At 64.0% G+C, this 19,405-nt stretch carries 18 protein-coding genes; 7 read left to right on the forward strand and 11 right to left on the reverse strand.

What is annotated here, in order from left to right; genetic code table 11:
* Nucleotides 1–45: 45 nt before the first annotated feature.
* The 4 genes from ACVOLZ_RS20335 to ACVOLZ_RS20350 form a co-directional block, all read right to left on the reverse strand.
* Nucleotides 46–342 carry a hypothetical protein gene (locus tag ACVOLZ_RS20335; protein WP_481517712.1) on the reverse strand — a complete coding sequence of 99 codons (297 nt, stop codon included), beginning with the start codon at nt 340–342 and terminating at the stop codon, nt 46–48.
* A gap of 80 nt (nt 343–422) precedes the next feature.
* Complete coding sequence (locus tag ACVOLZ_RS20340) at nt 423–1,280, reverse strand: pseudouridine synthase (protein WP_481517713.1); 858 nt, start codon at nt 1,278–1,280, stop codon at nt 423–425.
* Between the two features lie 25 nt (nt 1,281–1,305).
* Complete coding sequence (locus ACVOLZ_RS20345) at nt 1,306–1,803, reverse strand: hypothetical protein (RefSeq protein ID WP_481513509.1); 498 nt, start codon at nt 1,801–1,803, stop codon at nt 1,306–1,308.
* Nucleotides 1,804–2,004: 201 nt separating this feature from the next.
* The gene (locus ACVOLZ_RS20350; protein WP_481517714.1) at nt 2,005–3,108 is read right to left on the reverse strand and encodes an OmpA family protein; all 1,104 of its coding nucleotides are present in this window, start codon (nt 3,106–3,108) and stop codon (nt 2,005–2,007) included.
* 382 nt (nt 3,109–3,490) lie between these two features.
* On the opposite strand from ACVOLZ_RS20350, the gene ACVOLZ_RS20355 reads away from it, so the two are divergent.
* The 5 genes from ACVOLZ_RS20355 (at nt 3,491) to ACVOLZ_RS20375 (ending at nt 9,030) form a co-directional block, all read left to right on the forward strand.
* Nucleotides 3,491–4,516 (forward strand): zinc-binding alcohol dehydrogenase family protein, encoded by a 1,026-nt coding sequence (locus tag ACVOLZ_RS20355; RefSeq protein ID WP_481517715.1) that lies wholly within the window; start codon nt 3,491–3,493, stop codon nt 4,514–4,516.
* 92 nt (nt 4,517–4,608) lie between these two features.
* Nucleotides 4,609–5,229 carry a membrane protein YczE gene (gene yczE, locus ACVOLZ_RS20360; RefSeq protein ID WP_481517716.1) on the forward strand — a complete coding sequence of 207 codons (621 nt, stop codon included), beginning with the start codon at nt 4,609–4,611 and terminating at the stop codon, nt 5,227–5,229.
* Between the two features lie 98 nt (nt 5,230–5,327).
* On the forward strand, nt 5,328–7,358 hold the full coding sequence (locus ACVOLZ_RS20365; protein ID WP_481517717.1) for a 2,4-dienoyl-CoA reductase FMN-binding domain-containing protein: 2,031 nt from the start codon (nt 5,328–5,330) through the stop codon (nt 7,356–7,358).
* 492 nt (nt 7,359–7,850) lie between these two features.
* On the forward strand, nt 7,851–8,309 hold the full coding sequence (locus ACVOLZ_RS20370) for a cell wall hydrolase (protein ID WP_057629626.1): 459 nt from the start codon (nt 7,851–7,853) through the stop codon (nt 8,307–8,309).
* Between the two features lie 103 nt (nt 8,310–8,412).
* On the forward strand, nt 8,413–9,030 hold the full coding sequence (locus ACVOLZ_RS20375) for a glutathione S-transferase family protein (RefSeq protein ID WP_481517718.1): 618 nt from the start codon (nt 8,413–8,415) through the stop codon (nt 9,028–9,030).
* Between the two features lie 81 nt (nt 9,031–9,111).
* Here ACVOLZ_RS20375 and msrA read toward each other — a convergent pair whose 3' ends face one another.
* Genes msrA through msrB form a run of 3 tightly spaced genes read right to left on the reverse strand, consistent with a single transcriptional unit; the run spans nt 9,112 to nt 12,160 of the window.
* Nucleotides 9,112–9,855, reverse strand: coding sequence for a peptide-methionine (S)-S-oxide reductase MsrA (gene msrA, locus ACVOLZ_RS20380; RefSeq protein WP_481517719.1), 744 nt, complete (start codon nt 9,853–9,855; stop codon nt 9,112–9,114).
* Nucleotides 9,856–9,871: 16 nt separating this feature from the next.
* Nucleotides 9,872–11,623, reverse strand: a complete 1,752-nt coding sequence (locus tag ACVOLZ_RS20385; RefSeq protein ID WP_481517720.1) for a cytochrome c biogenesis protein DipZ — start codon at nt 11,621–11,623, stop codon at nt 9,872–9,874.
* 33 nt (nt 11,624–11,656) lie between these two features.
* Nucleotides 11,657–12,160 (reverse strand): peptide-methionine (R)-S-oxide reductase MsrB, encoded by a 504-nt coding sequence (gene msrB, locus ACVOLZ_RS20390; protein WP_481517721.1) that lies wholly within the window; start codon nt 12,158–12,160, stop codon nt 11,657–11,659.
* A 145-nt stretch (nt 12,161–12,305) separates the two neighbouring features.
* Between msrB and ACVOLZ_RS20395 the strand changes: the two genes are divergently transcribed.
* Complete coding sequence (locus ACVOLZ_RS20395) at nt 12,306–13,025, forward strand: response regulator transcription factor (RefSeq protein ID WP_481517722.1); 720 nt, start codon at nt 12,306–12,308, stop codon at nt 13,023–13,025.
* Nucleotides 13,022–14,494, forward strand: a complete 1,473-nt coding sequence (locus ACVOLZ_RS20400; RefSeq protein ID WP_481517723.1) for a sensor histidine kinase — start codon at nt 13,022–13,024, stop codon at nt 14,492–14,494. The genes ACVOLZ_RS20395 and ACVOLZ_RS20400 overlap by 4 nt, the downstream gene beginning before the upstream one ends.
* A gap of 36 nt (nt 14,495–14,530) precedes the next feature.
* On the opposite strand, the gene ACVOLZ_RS20405 is transcribed toward ACVOLZ_RS20400, so the two are convergent.
* The 4 genes from ACVOLZ_RS20405 to ACVOLZ_RS20420 all read right to left on the reverse strand — a co-directional run bounded on the left by ACVOLZ_RS20405 (nt 14,531) and on the right by ACVOLZ_RS20420 (nt 19,084).
* On the reverse strand, nt 14,531–15,592 hold the full coding sequence (locus ACVOLZ_RS20405; RefSeq protein WP_481517724.1) for a suppressor of fused domain protein: 1,062 nt from the start codon (nt 15,590–15,592) through the stop codon (nt 14,531–14,533).
* A gap of 88 nt (nt 15,593–15,680) precedes the next feature.
* Entirely contained in the window at nt 15,681–16,160 is a 480-nt protein-coding gene (locus ACVOLZ_RS20410) for a hypothetical protein (protein ID WP_481517725.1), read from the reverse strand.
* 142 nt (nt 16,161–16,302) lie between these two features.
* Nucleotides 16,303–18,183 carry a propionate--CoA ligase gene (gene prpE / locus ACVOLZ_RS20415; protein ID WP_481517726.1) on the reverse strand — a complete coding sequence of 627 codons (1,881 nt, stop codon included), beginning with the start codon at nt 18,181–18,183 and terminating at the stop codon, nt 16,303–16,305.
* A gap of 277 nt (nt 18,184–18,460) precedes the next feature.
* Entirely contained in the window at nt 18,461–19,084 is a 624-nt protein-coding gene (locus ACVOLZ_RS20420; protein ID WP_481517727.1) for an RluA family pseudouridine synthase, read from the reverse strand.
* Nucleotides 19,085–19,405: the final 321 nt, after the last annotated feature.

Genomic DNA, 19,405 nt, shown 5'->3' on the forward strand with positions numbered 1-19,405 from the left:
GTAAAGCCCCTTGCCGAGCATGGCTCGGCACTACAAGTGCTGTTCCTAGTTCTTCTTGGCAGGCGCTGCAGGCGCCGGTACCGCTGCGCCCTTGGCGACACGGATGCCATTGGCCTTCATCCACGCATCGAACTGATCGGCGCTCATCTTCTGATCGCCCTGCTGCATCATGAAACGGTAATTGCCCAGTGAATCCTTCTCGGCCAGCGGCGTCTCCACCCGCACTTCGATCACCTTGTCATCGACTTTGGCAGCCTTCTTGCCCGAGCTGGCGCAACCAGCCAACAACACAACCGAAGCCGCCATGAGAACGATGCCAGAGACACGGGAAAAAGCTTGCATGGCAATAACCTCAAGTAATTAGAGTCGCAGTCTAATCCACCATCTTAGCTAGTACAGCTATTTGCCTGAATTTATTGAAATTAGTCACTCACGCTGACATGCGCGATTTTGCTGGCCGCCTGCAGCGCATTCAGCTCCACTTGGCTCAACTCCCGCCATTGACCCTTGCCCAGTTCGCCCAGCTGCACCGGTCCTATCGCCACCCGCATCAAGCGCAGCACTTCCAGCCCCAAGGCCTTGAGCAGACGCCGGATGTGGCGATTGCGCCCTTCATCCAGCACCACCTCCAGCCACGCGGTACGTTCGCCATGCCGCAGCAGCTGTACCGAATACGCCGCCAGGCGTTCGCCTTCATCGTCGATACCCGCCTGCATGCGCTCCAGCAATGCCGCATCGGGCACAGCATCTACCTGTACCCGGTAGGTTTTCAATGGGCCGGTACTGGGTTCGGTGAGACGCGCTGCCCACTCCGGATCATTGCTGAAGAACAGCAGGCCTTCACTGGCCTTGTCCAAACGCCCTACCGGCGCCATCCACGGCAGACCAGCACCTTCAAAGCACTGGTAGACGGTGTCGCGGCCCTGCTCGTCCTGCACCGTGGTGACCAGACCACGCGGCTTGTTCAAGGCCAGGTAGAGGCGCCGCGGCGCAGCCAGCGGTAAACCGTCCAACAACACCTGCTGGCGACCAGCAACCACCGGAAACTCCGGGTCGCGCACCACCTTGCCATCCACACTGACGCGGCCATCGAGCACCCGCCGTGCCGCCTCGGTGCGCGAGCACACGCCGGCCTTGGACAGCACCCGCGCCAGACCATGCCGAACCCCTGCGGTGGCCTTGCCCGCGTGCGCAGCGTTGCGGGGCGCACGTGAAAGCAAACGCCCGCCGGGCGTTGCGCGGCGGGCGTGCGGTGGATACGGAGGCTTGGACGACGACATCGGGACTGCAAGCGGCTGTGCCGCCTTACTTGACCTCGGCAGCAGGCTGCGCGGCAGCCGGTGCTGCTGCCGGATCGGTGGCAACCGGACGCGCCTTGACCACGCGCACACCGCGCGCCTTCATCCAGGCATCGAATTCTTCGGCGGTCATGCGCTTGCCGTTCTGGCTCATGTCGAAACGCCACGGCGTGTTGTCGAACTCGGTCTGCGGCTTGTAGGCAGCCGGATCGTTGGCATTGATCGCCGGACGCGCCGGAATGGCGTTGGCCACGTTGTTGCAGCTCTCGACCCGCAGGCGCATCAGCACGCGATCAAGCGACTGCTCATCACCACCGGCCGAGCTCAATACGCCCGACGGCATGCCCAACTGGCCCGGACGCACATACAGCTCCGAAGCCACCGGTGCGATCAGCGAGGTCGCCAGCGGCGCTGGCGTCACGGAACTGGCCGAGCAATCCACGGCTGCATGGGCGGCAGGCACAAATGCCAGGGCGACAAGACCAGCCAGAGCGATACGCAGCATTGAATTTCCATTCGGCAAGTTAACGCGGCGAGTGTAGGCAGCGCCCGCAGCGCTTTCAACCGTTATATGCGCGCAAACCGCGATTACCCGCCGACGTCACACAAATTACGCTCAGGAAAAGCCGCCGACGCGAAAACAAACAAGGCCCGGCAGATGCCGGGCCTTGTTCTCAAACTGCGGTACTGAAACCGAAGCGTCCGATTAGTTCTGGACGTTCAGCTCGGTACGACGGTTCTTTGCGCGACCTTCCGGGTTGTCCGAACCATCAGCATTGGTGTTCGGAGCAATCGGACGGCTCTCGCCGTAGCCGATCGGGCCCTGCAGACGAGCAGCCGACACACCGTTGGTGGTCAGGTAGTCGTACACAGCCTTGGCGCGACGCTCGGACAGCTTCTGGTTGTAAGCGTCGGTACCCTTGGAATCGGTGTGACCGGCAACTTCAACGCGCAGATCCGGGTAACGCTTCAGGATCTCGGTGGCTTCGCTCAGGATCGCAACAGCGTCCGAACGCAGGGTGGCCTTGTCGAAATCGAAGTTGACGCCCTTCAGATCGATCGAGACCGGCACCGGGCAACCGTCCGGACCGATGGTCTGGCCAGGCTGCGAGGTCGGGCACTTGTCGTCGCAGTTGTTGACGCCGTCACCGTCGTCATCCAGGTCTGCGCAGCTCGGAGCAACCGGAGCCGGTGCCGGAGCAACAGCGGCGGTCGGAGCCGGGCCCAGCGGGATCACGACGCCAACCGAAGCCAGCACGTCGCCGAACCAGTCCTGGTTCTTGCTGCCAGCCAGGTTCGGAGCAATGCTCTGGTCGTCGAAGTCAGCGCGGTAGGCCAGTTCAGCACGCACAGCGACGCGCTTTTCGAAGGTGGTCTGCAGACCAACGCCGACCTTGGCAGCCAGGTTGCCGTCCTTGCGATCCTTCAGCAGGCCGCCGGCCTGATACTCTTCTTCCGACTTCTGGTAGCCCAAGCCTGCGAGCAGGTACGGGTTCCAGCCACGGCCTTCCTGGATGAAGTGGCGACGCAGGTCCAGCGAAACGCCGTACTGCGACCAGTTCTGATCCTGGTTGTTGTCGAAGTTCGGGTTCTGATAGTTCAGCTCACCGTCCAGCGACCAGTTCGGGCTGATGAACTTGCCCAGACCCAGCGTGGCGAACGGGGCGTCGTTGGTGCCACGATCGCCGTCCTGGAAGTTGAAGCCGGCCGAACCGGTCAGGTACCAGCGGTCGTCAAATTCCTGAGCCGAAGCGGCCTGGGCGAAAGCCAGACCACCGAGCAGCGCGGCAGTAAGGATCTTCTTGTTCATGAAATACAGCTCCTTGTTTCGGGGGTATGAAACCGGTAGAGGCATGGTCCAGCACAGCGATATTCTTCGTCGCGTTCAGAGACGGCCGTTTCCTCACGCCATCGCGGTGCACATTATGCGCTTGGCCGTGAAGGCGATGTTAACAGGCTCGTAACAAATGCAGCGACCACCAGACCTCTACGTGTCCGGCTTGGGGCAACGTATACAACTTGGTCAAAGGACGCAAGAGTCAGCTATCGCAAGGCTTCCCGGGAAAATGCTGCGGCGCAGCTGATTTCATATGACAAACCCTTTATTAACAGGGCTTGCGTCGCCAGTTACCGCCAGCTGAATCGTTTGCTCGGTATGATGATTTTGCTCCCCCGCCACGGAACTTTTCCGCATGAAAGCAATCGGCCTGACCCGCTATCTCCCCATTGATGAACCGGACGCATTGCTGGACCTGACCCTGCCCGTCCCGGCTGCGCCGTTAGGCCAGGACTTACTTGTTCAGGTTCAGGCTGTTTCTGTCAATCCGGTGGACGCCAAACTGCGCGGCGCCAAGCCGGGCGAGGAAAACCCACCACGGATACTCGGCTTTGATGCCGCAGGCACCGTGGTTGCGGTAGGCCCCGAGGTAACCGCGTTCGAAGTTGGCGATGAGGTGTATTACGCCGGCGACGTCACCCGTCCGGGATGCAACGCACAATTGCAGTTGGTGGACGAGCGACTGGTGGGCCGCAAGCCAACCACCTTGGACTTCGCCGAAGCAGCGGCATTGCCACTGACCACACTTACTGCATGGGAACTGCTGTTCCAGCGCATGCCCTATCAGCTGGACGGGCGCCGCAATGTCGGCAAGACCTTGTTGGTGATTGGCGGTGCTGGCGGCGTGGGCTCGATGGCGATACAGCTTGGCCGTCATGCCGGTTTCACCGTGGTGGCCACCGCCTCCCGCCCGCAAAGCGTGCAATGGTGCGAGCAGATGGGGGCGACCCACGTAATCGATCATCGTCAGCCATTGGCAGCACAGCTGCAGGCGCTGGGCATCAGCAGTGTGGACGCGGCACTCAACCTGGCCAATACCGATCTGTACTGGCAACAGCTGGGCGAGCTGCTCGCGCCGCAAGGCCATGTCGGACTGATCGTCGAGCCTGCTGGCGAGCTGCGCATTGGCGATCCCTATAAAGCGAAGTGCATCGGCATCCACTGGGAATTCATGTTTGCCCGCGCCCGCTTCCGCACCGCCGACATGATCGAGCAGCACCGCATCCTGACCCGCGCGGCCAGCCTGATCGACGCAGGCGAACTGCGCACCACCCTCAGTGAACGTATGGGCACGATCAACGCAGAAAACCTGCGCCAGGCGCATCGTCAGTTGGAAGCCGGCAGCACCATCGGCAAGCTGGCGCTGGAAGGCTGGGACTGAGCTGCACGCCACAGCACGTTGCGCCACCCAGAGATGGCGCAACGCCTCTATCTATATGTCTGCGCTGCAGGCAGTACCTTGATCTCCGAACCATGCCTTCCCTGATATTTGTCTCGCGCCTGCTACAACTACTGCTGGGCCTGTTTCTGTTTGGCATCGCCTCTTCCTTGATGATCCGCGCCGGCATCGGCATCGCACCCTGGGATGTATTGAGCCAAGGCATCTCGCTGCGCAGCGGTTGGGGCTTCGGCCTGATCACCAACCTCGTCGGCGTCTGCGTACTACTGATGTGGCTGCCGCTACGGCAGAAGCCCGGACTGGGCACCGTACTCAACGTGTTGTTGATCGGCCCCAGCGCACAGCTGGGCCTGAATCTGCTGCCGGCGGCACAAGGCCTGCTGTGGCAACTGCTGCTATTCGCCGCAGGCCTGGTATTGCTGGCGGTGGCCACCGGGCTCTATATCGGCGCGCGCTTTGGGCCAGGTCCACGCGATGGCCTGATGACCGGCCTGCATGCCCGCACCGGTTGGGCGATCTGGAAGGTGCGCACCTTGATTGAAGCCTGCGCGCTGGCGGTGGGCTGGTGGCTGGGCGGCAATGTCGGCTGGGGCACGCTGGCGTTCGCCCTGCTGATCGGCCCGCTCTGTGGCATCACCCTGCCCTTGTTTGACCGGAAGGCTCGACCGATAGCCACTGCACCCGCTCCCCGATGAGGACACCGCACACTCAACAGGGCGGTGATGACAGCAAGGATTGAGGCCAGCCGCATTGCAAGTCAGAATGGGTCATTCCATACGCAAGCGTATCCAGCATGACGCCAGCCAACGACACCGCCTATCCGCACCTGTTTGCCCCGCTGGATCTGGGCTTTACCAAGCTGCACAACCGGATCCTGATGGGTTCGATGCATACCGGGCTGGAGGACCACGCCCGCGACTTCCCGAAGTTGGCTGCCTACTTCGGTGAGCGCGCGGCCGGTGGCGCGGCGTTGCTGGTCACCGGTGGCTTCGCGCCCAACGTGGTTGGCTGGCTGGCGCCGTTCGGCAGCAAGCTGTCCTGGCCGTGGGAAGTCAGTCGCCATCGTCAGGTAACTACCGCTGTCCACGGCCATGGCGCCAAGATCTGCCTGCAGCTGCTGCACGCCGGCCGCTACGGCTACCACCCGCTGCAGGTGGCGCCGTCCAAGCGCAAGGCGCCGATCAACCCGTTCACTCCGCGCGCGCTGTCAGCCGGCGGCGTCGAGCGGCACATCGCCGACTACGCCCGCGCCGCCAAGTACGCCCGTGATGCGGGTTACGACGGCGTCGAGGTGATGGGCTCGGAAGGCTATCTGATCAACGAGTTCATCGCCCCGCGCACCAATGGCCGCAATGACGCCTGGGGCGGCGACCCAGCCAAGCGCATGCGCTTTGCGGTCGAGATCGTACGCCGCATCCGCGAGGCCTGCGGCCCGGACTTCATCATCATCTACCGGCTGTCGCTGGTGGATCTGGTCGAGGATGGCAGCAACTGGCAGGAGATCGTGCAACAGGCCAAGGCGATCGAAGCGGCCGGCGCGACCCTGCTCAACTCCGGCATCGGCTGGCACGAAGCGCGCATTCCGACCATCGCCACCTCGGTGCCGCGCGCAGCGTTTGCCGGCGTCACCGCCAAGCTCAAGCCGCATGTTGGCATTCCGCTGATCGCCACCAACCGCATCAACATGCCGGAGGTGGCCGAAGGCATCCTCGCCGCCGGCGGCGCCGACATGGTGTCGCTGGCACGGCCGCTGCTGGCCGACCCCGACTGGCCGGCCAAGGCCAAGGCCGGCAAGCCCGAAGCGATCAATACCTGCATCGCCTGCAACCAGGCCTGCCTGGATCACGTGTTCCAACAGAAGCGCGCCAGCTGCCTGGTCAACCCGCGCGCCGCGCATGAGACCGAGCTGGTCTACCTGCCGACCAACGCGCCCAAGCGCGTCGCGGTAGTCGGCGCCGGTCCGGCCGGGCTGGCCTGCGCCACCGTCGCCGCCGGCCGCGGCCACAAGGTGACCTTGTTTGATGCGGCCGAGGAGATCGGCGGTCAGTTCAATGTGGCCAAGCGCATCCCCGGCAAGGAGGAGTTTCACGAAACCCTGCGCTACTTCCGCCATCAGCTGGCCGAAACCGGTGTCGACGTGCGTCTGAATACCCGCGCCGATACCGACGCACTCAACGGCTTCGACGAAGTGGTGATCGCCACCGGCATCAGCCCGCGCAAGGTCAATTTCCCCGGCGCCGAGCATCCAATGGTGGTCAGCTATCTGGACGTGCTGCTGGGCCGGGTCAAAGCCGCCGACAAGGTGGCCATCATCGGCGCCGGCGGCATCGGTTTCGATGTCGGCGAGTTCCTGGTCCATGAAGGCCCGTCACCGGCCCTGGACCCAGCCCGCTGGATGGCCGAATGGGGTGTGGACGCCAGCTTCGAGAGCCGCGGTGCGCTGGCCAAGCCACAGCCGGAAGCCCCGGCCCGCAAGGCCTGGCTGCTGCAGCGCAGCCCCGGCAAGCCCGGCGCCAAGCTGGGCAAGACCACCGGCTGGATCCACCGCGCCACGCTCAAGGCCAAGGGCGTGAAGATGCTCGGCGGGGTCGAGTACCTGGGCGTTGACGATAGCGGCCTGCGCATCCGCGTGGATGGCCAGGAGCAGCTGCTGGACGTCGGCACCGTGGTGATCTGCGCCGGCCAGGAACCGCGCCGCGAGCTGGCCGACGCTCTGCATGCCACCGGCCGCAGCGTCCATGTCATCGGTGGCGCGGATGTCGCTGCCGAACTGGATGCCAAGCGGGCGATCGACCAGGGCAGTCGTCTGGCCGCGGCGCTCTGATCCAACAACAAAGCGATTCATTTTTATCCCGCCCGGGCACTGCCGAAGCGCCCGGGGCTGCTCGCCTCCCCGAACGACTTGCCAGCATGCTGGCAAGCGCACAGAACCGGGAAACCTCCGAAAAAAGCCGGAATTTGGGAAAAAGCGCGATGCGCATCTCTTTTTCCCAGCGTACAAACATCGCTTGCACTGGCCTTTGAAGACCGCCGTAGCGAAGCTGAATGCGCAGCCCCGAACCGAATTTGACCTTGCCAACAAACCTGAATGTCAACAAGCGCCGTTCAGGATTAGTTTGGGATTACCCCCCTACCTTGCGCCAACTTCCGCTCACCCACCAGTTCTGGTGAGCAGGCGCAGCCCTCCCCAATCTGATTGAGGGCTGCCCACGGGGCGGCCCCGATGCCAGGCCGCCTCCCCATAACGCCAAGTCGTCGCTGTCAGGTTCCCCGTTGGGAACAGGCAGGCTGCGGCCCATACGGAGCAAGGAGATTTATGAAACTGGCTTGGATTCTTTGGTTGTCGCAGATGTTGCCGCAGCCAGCAGCCGATTCGTTGTGCTTGAGCACCACCGTTTACCTGGAAGCCCGCGACCAGACTCTTCGCGGCCAGCAGGCCGTGGCCGAGGTCGCCCTGCGGCGACTGGACAGCGGCCTGTGGGGTGACTCGATGTGCCAGGTGGTGACCGCGCGCAAGCAGTTCGCCCCGACCCTGGTCGCCCCCGGCACCCAGCTGCGCAACAACGATGCCTGGGCTGAAGCCGTGGACGTGGCCTTTGCCGCCGAGCGCAACTGGGCCCTGCCCAATGGCCAGCGCAAGGAGATCGTGCCGGGTGCCAGCCACTTCGCCGCCCACGCCATTGCCAGCCCGAGCTGGCGCAATGCCTACCAGGTAGCCACCATCGGTGGGCATACCTTCTACAAGGTGCAGTCGCTGAAGCCGCGCGCTTCCTGAGCTGGCTGAACGCGCAGCACACTGTCTGTGCCATCCATGGACACACTACCTAACCCGCATGTGGCCATAATGCCCGGGTCTTTCCACTCCCGAGGTAGCTCTGATGAAGCTCTATACCAAGCCCGGCGCCTGTTCGCTGGCCGACCATATCGCGCTGATCTGGTCGGGCCTGCCGTTCGAGCTGCAGATCGTGGACTACGCGACCATGAAGTCGCCCGAGTATCTGAAGAAGAACCCGGCCGGCGCCGTGCCGATGCTGGAAGACGGCGGCTGGTTCCTGACCCAGAACGCGGCCATCCTGCATTACATCTGTGACAAGGCCCCGGCTTCCGGCCTGGAAGGCGGCAGCGACCCGCGCACCCGCGCCGAGGTCAACCGCTGGCTGTCCTTCGTCAACGCCGACCTGCACCCGACCTACTACCCGATCTTCGGCTCGACCAAGTACCTGGAAGACGAGGCCGTCATCGCCCGTACCCAGGAAAACTCGCGCCAGAAGCTGACGGCCCTGTACCAGCGCATCAATGACCGTCTGGCCGAGGTTGACTGGCTGGGCGGCACCCCGCGCGCCTCCATCGCCGATGCCTACACCTACGTGACCCTGCGCTGGGCTCGTGGCCTGAAGATCGACCTGGCCGGCATGGACGCACTGGACCGCTTCGAGCAGCGCATGCAGGCCGACCCGGCCGTGCAGGCCGCGCTCAAGGCTGAAGGCCTGAGCTGATCCAAGGCATAAGTACTGAACAATCACGGGCCGCCGGTTGCAAGACCGGCGGCCCGTTGCGTTTGCGGCGCGCTCCCGCCGCTATCGCGCTGACAAGGTCATGACCAGCCGCGGTCGCTCGCGGTACAACGCCGGATACTGCTGCTTCAGCGCGGCGACCTTGGGCAGGTCATTGATGCGGATGTAGGCCGCCTCCGGATGCAGCGTCAGGTAGTTCTGGTGATAGCCCTCGGCCGCGTGAAACACCTTGCCGCCATCCACCTGGGTGACCAGCGGCGCGGCGAACACCTTGCTGCGCTGCAGTTGCGCGATATAGGCGCGCGCCGCACCACGCTGCGCGGCATCATCGGCATAAATGGCCGAACGGTATTGGCTGCCATGGTCCGGCCCCTGCCGGTTGAGCTGGGTTGGATCGTGCACCACCGAGAAGAACACCTGCAGCAGCTGCCCGTAGCTGACCTGCGAGGGGTCGTAGCTGACCTGCACGGCTTCGGCATGCCCACTGCCGCCACTGCTCACCCGCGCATACGTGGCATCGGCAGCGCTGCCACCGATGTAGCCGGACACCGCGTTGTCCACGCCGGTGATGTGCTGGAACACGCCCTGCACACCCCAGAAGCAGCCGCCGGCAAACACCACCTTTGCCTGTTTGACGCCGACTGGCTGCAGGTCAGCTGCGCCAGTCGGTGCTGGCAGCCTGATCGACACCGGCGCTACCGGCGCGGCCTGCACCGAACGATCCATGCTGAACACCGCAGTCAGCAGCAATCCTGCAACCACTGCCGCGATGCCGCCGGCGACCAGTTTGTCCGTGGCGATTCTCATCACGTGTCTCCTCCATTCAACCGAAAGTGAAGGCATAGGCGCGCACGCCCGGATCGAGGAACTCGATCTCAAATGTGCGTTCGCGCACGTCGCCGTTCTGGCGGATCAATTGGTACAGGCGGTTCTGGTCCACCGTGCCCTCGCCCTGCGCAGATACGTCGCTGCCAGCCGCCGCCTGCGGCGCCTGCCCATCGATGCGCACACGGAAACGCACCGGCCGCGCAGGGTCCTGCGGCGCCAGCACCAGATGCAGGTCGCGCGCATGGAAGCGGAACGCGATGCGCCCGCCAGCCTGTTCAAGCTGCGCATCTTCCTCGCCGATGCGCCACTGCCCGCCCAGTGCCCATTGATTGAGCTGCAGCTGCATCGGCACGGCGTATGCGGCGACCTGCCCGGCCTGCATGCCGCCCGGCGAGGCGAAGTGTTCGGCGCGGCCATGGCCGATATAGGTTTCCGGCGACTTCAAACTGCTCATGTCGGCTTGGCGCTCGACACCACTGGCGGCCATGCGCATTGCCGGTGCCGCGTCACCCGGCAAGCTGTTGCCGGCCTCGCGCAGCAACTGACGGATGATCTGCTCGGACTCTTCGTAATTGCCTTCACCAAAGTGATGGGCGCGGATGCGTCCCTGTGCGTCGATGAAGTAATGCGCCGGCCAATACTTGTTGTTGAAGCCGCGCCAGATCGCGAAGTCATTGTCGATCGCGACCGGGTAGGTGACCTTCAGATCAGCAACCGCGCGCTGCACATTGCCAAGGTCGCGCTCAAAGGCGAACTCCGGCGCATGCACGCCGATCACCACCAGCCCATGATCCTTGTAACGCTCGGCCCAGTCGCGCACATACGGCATGGCACGCAGGCAGTTGATGCAGGAGTAAGTCCAGAAATCGACCAGCACCACCTTGCCGCGCAGTTGCTGCGCATCCAGCGGCGGGCTGTTCAACCAGCCGGTGGCACCGGCCAGTGATGGCAGCTCGCCTTCCACTGGCAGGCTGGCATCGCCCTTGCCGTCGCCGGCCATCATCATTGCCGGACCCGCCGCTGCTTGCTGCGCCGGCAGCGCATCCAGCAGCTTCTGCTCCAGCCTGGCCGTGCTGACCGTGGACAGACGCGTCAGCAGGCCGGTATCCCAGCCCATCGCGATTGCCAGCACCGCCAGCAAGGCCGCAATGCCCAAACCGCGACGAATCCATTCGCCCACGCCCAGCCGCTGTTTCAAGGCGGTGAACACGCGCCCGCCTATCCACACCGCCAAGGCCAGCGAGGTCGCCGCACCCAGCGCATAGGCCAGCAGCAGACCGCTGGTACCGACGTTGGCCCCTTGCAGGGCCGCGCCGGTGAGGATCAGGCCAAGGATCGGCCCAGCGCAGGGGGCCCACAGCAAGCCGGTGGCAACACCGATCAGCAGCGAACTCAGCACTCCGCCCTGCCCGGCATCGGCGGCTGCGCCCAGGCGCACGCCCAGACGCTGCAACGGCGCCAGCAGCCGGTCTGCCAACGCCGGCCACAGCAAGGCCACAGCAAACAGCGCCATCACCACCAGCGCGATCCAGCGCCCGATCTGATTGGCCTGTGCCACCCATTGACTGCCCACCGCCGCCAGGCTGGCGACCACCGCGAACATCAACGCCATGCCGACCAGCAGCGGCAACCCACTACGCAGGAACGGCCGGTCCGCACGTGCGAACACAAACGGCAGCACCGGCAGGATGCAGGGGCTGAGCAGGGTAAGTACGCCGCCGAGATAGGCCAGTACCAACAGGAACATGGAAGCATCCTTCTTGAATGTGAAAGGCGGCGCTCAGGCCGCGACGAACTGCAGGGCCACGCCGTTCATGCAGTAACGCAGGCCGGTCGGGCGTGGGCCGTCTTCGAATACATGGCCCAGGTGACCGCCACAGCGCCGGCAATGCACCGCTACCCGGGTCATGCCGAAGGTGGTGTCGCGGTCCTCGCCTACCGCACCGTGCAGGGGCGCCCAGAAGCTGGGCCAGCCGGTACCGCTGTCGAACTTGGTGGCCGATGAGAACAGCGGCAGCGCGCAGCCCGCGCAATTGAAGGTGCCGCGCCGGTGCTCGCTGTTGAGCGGGCTGCTGAAGGCCCGCTCGGTGCCCTGCTGGCGCAGCACCGTGTATTGCGCGGGGCTGAGCAGCTGGCGCCATTGGGCGTCGCTGCGCATCACCTCAAATACGGCCCCGCGGGCAGGCGCTGCCGGCGCCGGACCATTGCAGGCGGTCAGACCCAGCACGCCAGCGGCGGCGGCCATGCCGCCGATACCAAGCAGCTTGCGACGGGTGAGCGACATGGGCGTTCTCCAGCCAGGGACGATGTCGCCATGCTGCGCCCGGGCAGGTCAACGAATCCTCACGCAGAGTTAAATTCTTCGTGACACATCCGCGCGCCTGTCCAAGCACAATGCCAGCCATCCCCTCCAGCGGCCGCAAGCGTCGATGAGCAGTAGCAAACGCATCCTGATCGTCGAAGACGATGTCCATATCGCCAACCTGCTGCGCATGCATCTACGTGACGAAGGCTATGACGTCACCCATGCGGCCAGCGGCGATGAAGGCGTACGCCTGCTGGAAAGCGGGCAATGGGACGCGCTGGTGCTGGACCTGATGCTGCCCGGCGTGGATGGTCTGGAAATTTGCCGCCGTGCCCGTGCGATGACCCGCTACACCCCGATCATCATCACCAGCGCGCGCGCCAGCGAACTGCATCGCATCCTCGGTCTGGAACTGGGCGCCGATGACTATCTGGCCAAACCGTTCTCGATGCTGGAGCTGGTAGCGCGGGTGAAGGCCCTGCTGCGCCGGGTCGAGGCGATGGCACAAAACGCGCGCATCGATGCCGGCGCGATCGAAGTTGCCGGCCTGCGCATCGATCCGGTCGCACGCACCGCGCAGGTTGAAGCGCGCCCGCTGGAGCTCACCCCGCGCGAATTCGACCTGCTGTATTTCTTCGCCCGCCACCCCGACCAGGTGTATTCGCGGATGGAGCTGCTCAACCAGGTCTGGGGCCATCAGCACGATGGCTACGAACACACCGTCAATACCCACATCAATCGGCTGCGCAACAAGATCGAGCACGACCCGGCAGCACCGAAGCGCATTCTTACGGTGTGGGGCCGTGGCTACAAACTGGCGGCCGACGACGGGAGCACGGCATGAACCGACTGACGCTCTCGCAGCGCCTGACGCTGGTGTTCTGTGCATTGCTGTTGATCTGCTGCGGCGCGCTGGCGTGGATACAGATGCGCAGCAACCGCATGCACGAGCAGGAAACCGTGCAGCGTCTGTCACGCGGCCTTGCCGAGCACATCGCACGCAGCGGTGAGTTGATGGATGCACGTGGCATCCGCGACGGCGAAGTGCGTGCACTGTTCGGCAAGCTGATGTCGGTCAATCCCAGCGTCGAGGTCTATCTGCTGGATGACGAAGGCCGCATCCTCGGCCATGACGCTCCGGAAGGTCACCTCAAGCGGGACCGCGTCGATCTGGCCCCAGTGCAGGCATTGCTCGCTGGCGACAAGCTCCCCATCTTCGGCGACGACCCGCGCAGCAGCAGCGGCCGCAAGGTATTCAATGCCGCGCCATTGTGGGTGCAGGGTCGCCAGGTTGGCTACATCTATGTGGTGCTGGTCGGCGAGCAGCGCGAAGCACTGGCCGCGGACATCGCTGCAAACGCCAACCTGCGTACCACGCTGTGGTCGTTGGCAATCGTGGCGGTAGTCGGGCTGCTGGCCGGGGTGATCGCATTCCGCTGGGTGACCCGGCCGCTACGCCAACTTACCCGTCGCATCCAGTCCTTCGACGTCGACAGTGCCGACCCGCGCCTGCCCTTGCCGCCCACACCGCTACGTGCCGGCGAGCGTGATGAACTGAGCATACTGCAGCACAGCTTTGCCCATCTAAGCCAGCGCGTCAGCGAGCAATGGCAACAGCTGCGGCAGCAGGATCTACAGCGCCGCGAACTGGTCGCCAATCTTTCGCATGACCTGCGAACGCCGCTGTCGTCATTGCATGGCTATCTGGAAACCCTTGCGCTCAAGGATGCCAGCCTCAGTGCCGAAGAACGCCAACGCTATCTCGCCATCGCCTTGTCACAGAGCCACAAGGTTGGTCGGCTTGCGCAGGCGCTGTTCGAGCTGGCGCGACTGGAACACGGTGGCGTGGTGTTGGAACTGCAGACGTTCTCGCTGCCGGATCTGGTCCAGGACGTATTCCAGAAATTCGAACTGGCCGCACAGTCACGCCAGCAGCAGCTTGAAGCAGTGATTCCCGCCGGCCTGCCGCCGGTGGAAGCCGACCTCGGCCTGATCGAGCGGGTGCTGACCAACCTGCTCGACAACGCGATCCGGCATACACCAGCTGGCGGGCGCATTACGGTGGCGTTGCGCTCGCTCGATGGCGATGTGCAGGTCCGTGTCTCCGATACCGGCCCTGGCATTCCGGCAGCGCGCCGCGATCAACTGTTCAGCACGCTACCGGCGCTGGGCAGCCAACGGCCGGACAGTGGCGGCCTGGGCTTGTTGATCGTGCATCGCATCCTGCAGCTGCACCATCGCCAGATCCGCCTGCTCGACAACAGCGAAGGCGCAGCCTTTGAGTTCTCCTTGCCGGCGGCGCGCCACCGATAACACCGCTGCGCAATGATGGCCGCAGCGCCCGCAGGATCAACCGATCTCGCGGATCACGCCCCCCTTTCCATCGCGCAGCAAGGTCGGCCTTACTTCGATCTGCAGCTTGCCACCCGGCAGCGGATACAGGCCGCGTTCGGCACGCACGCTGTCCAGCATCGCCTGCAGGCTCGCATCGGACAGCACACAGCGCGCGCTATCGTCATCGCTTTGCACATCGTCGATCCGGCCCGGTTCAAACCGCCATTGACGGTCCTTGCCAAGCATCACGAGCGGCTTGTCGTGATGCAGGCGCAGCGGCAGCAGCTCGAGCACGCTGGCAACCTGCCCAGCGCCCAGCACCAACGTGGTGATGGCACCGCCAACTGACCACTCCAGCGTCTCCACAAACAACATGCCGGTGCTTGAGCCTTCGCGCTGGCTACCCGCTTCCAGCTGCGCGGCGATGCCGGGATCAACCAGCAGGGAATCGCGCTCCAGCTCGGTGATCCATAGCGCCATTGCCTGCTCCATGACGGCCAATGCGCCGAGCGTTGACCAGCGTTTGATCGCCGCCATCTCCTCGTCGGTCACCGCCACCAGCTGCAGGAAGTTCACGCGGCCATTGGCGGTGTCGATCGCCGGCAACTGCGGATCAGCGACAAAGGCCAGGTGCTGCAGCTTGGTATCGGTATCCAACGCGATCGGGCCATTTGCATCGAGATGATGGCCGGCCTCGAATACATTGCCGCTGCTGAATACGTAGCGCGCAAGGTTCTGCATCAGGTTCATCGGCCACGTCGGCGGCTCGCCGCGTTTGCCGTCACCTGCCGGTGCAGCAAGACGGAACGTCAGTTCGAAACCGAAGCCGCTTTCCTGCAGATCATCACTCTGCTTGTCGTACAGCTCGGAAAAGCCGTAGCTGACATAGTGCCAATGCGGACGCGGCGACTCGCTCCAATAGACGCTGATGCCGTCCAGCGGATCGTTGCCACCCAGCGTATGCGACAGCAGCGTGCCGAAATGTCGCGGCTCCTGCCCCGGGTATAGCGCGAGCATTGCCGCGTTGATCGCATCCCAGCCCGCAGTACCAATATCGCCGCTGTTTTCCTGCGCCATGCAGGGCACTCCCATGATGAACCTGCCACCATGATAGTGCCCATGCATCGCAACGGCCCGCCGCTACAAGTGGGCCCCAGCCGACAAGTCAGCCAACAACCAGGGCGCGCGTCTCTTCCAACCAGCGGCTGGCAAATGCGGGGCTCTTGGCCTTGCCCAGCGCCGTAGCCAGTTCCGGCCACAACTGCTCCAGGCTGACCGCGGTCTTGCTGCGGTCGATCTTCAACTGGATCAGATAGCCCTTCAGGCCCAGGTGCTTGCGCACCGATTCAGCCATCCAGTCGCGCAGCTGCTGGTAGCGCAACGGGTCGTCGCCGAGCTGTGTGGTCACCGGCAGCACCGGCGCCTTGTCGGCACTGCCGGCAACCGCGTCGATCAGTTCCAGGGCACTCAGCTGCTGCAACACGTCATCCGGCGCGCGCAGGCCCTGCGCCATCTGCTGCAGCTCGCGCGCATCGCGCTGCCCGTCGACCAGCAACAGCACCGAACGCAATGCCGGCGCCAGCTTCAAGCCACGGTTCTCGATCTCCAGACGGCCAGCGGCCGTCTTGGCATAGATGAATGCCATTCCCCCTCCCTCTTTTGTGCATCGCAATACGGTACGCGCGCATCCTTCAGGAGCCCCCGCTCCCGAACATGCAGCTGCATCTACCCGCGTACCGCCCCCTTGCGATCACCGCCGCACAGCGGCTTTTCAGCCAAACTGCACGCTATTTCCCCAGCGCGCGGCGGATTTCCTCCAGTGCGCCCGGGTCGTCGAGTGTCGACAGATCGCCCGGGTCACGCCGTTCCGCCAATGCCTGCAATGAACGCCTCAGCAGCTTACCCGAACGGGTCTTGGGAAGCGCATTGACGATATGTACCTGCGCCGGCCGCGCCACCGCGCCCAGCGAAGCTGTGACCTGCTGCATCATTTCCGCGGCCAGCTGCTCGGCATCGTCGTTGGGCTTGGCTTGCTTCAAGGTGACGAAGACCAGCGGCACCTGCCCCTTCAGTTCATCATGCACACCGATCACAGCCGCCTCGGCAACGCGCGGATGCGCGGAGATGGCCTCCTCGATCTCGCGCGTACCCAGCCGGTGCCCGGCGACGTTGATCACATCATCGGTACGACCAAGGATGAAGGTATAGCCATCCTCGTCGCGGATGGCCCAGTCCAGCGAGCTGTACAGCAACTCCTTGAAGTGGCCGAAGTAGCTCTTGAGAAAACGCTCGTCGTCGTTCCAGATCGTGCTCATGCAACCTGGCGGCAACGGTGGCTGGATCACCAGAACGCCTTTCTGCCCGGGTGGCACTTCAGCGCCACTCTGCTCGTCGATGACCTTCATCTTGTAGCCAAGATTGGGAAAGCCCGGAGAGCCGAACTTCACCGGCTTCGTATCCAGGCCTGGCAACAAGGTCAATGCCGGCCAACCGGTTTCGGTCTGCCAGTAGTTATCAATGACCGATTTGTGCAGCGCGCCGGTGATCCACTTCGCGGTCGGCTCATCCAACGGCTCGCCGGCCAGGAACAGATACTTCAGCTCGGACAGGTCATGCCGATCGATGAAATCCACGTCGTGCTTCTTCAGCACGCGGATCGCGGTTGGCGACGAGAACATCGTGCGCACGCCGTACTGCTCGCACAGCGCCCACCAGATGCCGGCATCCGGATTGATCGGCAAGCCTTCGTACAACAGCGAGGTGCAGCCACCGATCAACGGACCATAGACGTTATAGGAATGGCCAACCGCCCAGCCGACATCGGAGGTGGAGAACATCACCTGCCCCGGCGCGCAATCAAACACCGTGCGCATCGACTGCGCCATCGCCACCGCATAGCCACCAACATCGCGTTGCACGCCCTTGGGTTTGCCGGTGGTGCCAGAGGTATACAGCAGATAGCTGGGCTCGTTCGACTCAAGCCATTGCACCGGAACATCGACATCACCGACCTGCGCACGCAGCTGACCATAGTCTTCGTCGCGGCCGGCGATGCGTGGCTCGGCTGCATCCAGCCCGCGTGAAACGATCAATACCTTTGCCGGTGGCGTATTGGCTTCGGCGCAGGCCGCATCGACCATCGCCTTGTACGGAATCACCTTGCCGCCGCGCATGCCGGCATCGGCGGCGATCAGCAGCTTGGGCTTCGCATCATCGATACGCAGTGCAAGATTGTGCGCAGCGAAGCCACCAAAGACGACGGAGTGCACCGCGCCGATGCGCGCGCAGGCCAGCATCGCGAACACCGCCTCGGCCATGTTCGGCATGTAGATGACCACCCGATCACCGCGACCGACATCGAGCTTGAGCAGCACCGCGGCGAATGCGTTCACTTCGCGATGGAGATCGCGGTAGGTGAGCTCGCGGGTGACATTGGTTTCGGTGGAGATGGCGACCAGTGCGAGCTGCTCGCCGCGCTCGGCCAGATGGCGGTCAACCGCGTTGTAGCAGAGATTGGTTTCACCACCGACGAACCAGCGCCGGAACGGTGGATTGGAGTAGTCCAGGATCTGCTGCGGCGGGCGATGCCAGTAGATCGCCTTGGCTTCCTCGGCCCAGAAAGCTTCCGGCTCTTCAATGGAACGGCGGTAGATCTGCTCGTACTGCACGACACCCTCCGGTAGCTGCCTGGTTGTGTACCGAGCATAGTCCGGAGGGTGGCTTGGGCTCTTTGCGACGATGGTCTTAAGACCAAAGGCTCGGGGGCGGAAATTTCGGGACTATGAGCCTTGGGCTACGAGCTAAAAGCTTGCCCTCACCCCAACCCCTCTCCCGCACGCGGGAGAGGGGCCAGCAAAGCGTCGGCGGCCAGTGCACTAGCCGCTCTCCCGCACGCGGGAGAGGGGTTGGGGTGAGGGGAAGCTTCTAGCAAGAACAGCCTCCGCCCTAGAAAGGACACTCAGAAACAAACTCCAACGCCACCCCAGTCAGCGGATGCACGAACCCCAGGCGCCGCGCATGCAGGCAAACCCGCGACGCTGGCTGCGCGTCGTACATCACATCGCCCACGATCGGATGACCAATACTGGCCAGGTGCAGCCGCAGTTGATGACTGCGCCCGGTCACCGGCTCCAGCTCAACCCGCGTGGTCTGCACAGCCACATCGCGGGCCAGCACCCGCCAACGCGTCAACGAAGGCTTGCCCAGTTCAAAGCTCACCATCTGCTTCGGCCGGTTCGGCCAATCACAGATCAGCGGCAGATCAATCTCACCGGTTTCATCCTCGACCAGACCCTGCACCAGCGCTTCATAGCGCTTGCTGACCTGGCGCTGCTCAAACTGCTTGGACAAGGCAACCTGCATCGCCTTGCCGCGCGCGTACAGTATCAAGCCCGAGGTCACCTGATCCAATCGATGCACGGTCAACGCATCCGGATAGTCAAGCTGCAGACGCGAGACAACGCAGTCCTGGTTTTCCGGCAGCCGCCCGGGCACGGACAGCACGCCGGCCGGTTTTTCCGCCACCAGCAGCGTCTCATCGATGTAGTGCAAAGCGATCTTGTCAGTCATATCAAAGAACAGAATGTAGTGCCGAGCCATGCTCGGCAGAGGCCTTACCAGGCATGTGGCAGAAACATCGCCGGACCGCGAAGCCATGGCCGCATCAACCAGCAAAAAGCTTACCCCTCCCCAGCCCTCCCCTTCGCTCCGCGAAAGGGAGGGAGCGTAGTGCCGAGCCATGCTCGGCAAAGGCCGCAGCCCTGTAGTGCCAAGCCACGCTCGGCAAAGGCCGCAGCCCTGTAGTGGGGGGGGGGGGGGGGGGGGGGGGGGGGGGGGGGGGGGGGGGGGGGGGGGGGGCGGGGGGGGGGGGGGGGGGGGGACGCGGCGGGG

It is taken from the genome of Stenotrophomonas sp. STEN020 (assembly GCF_056760195.1).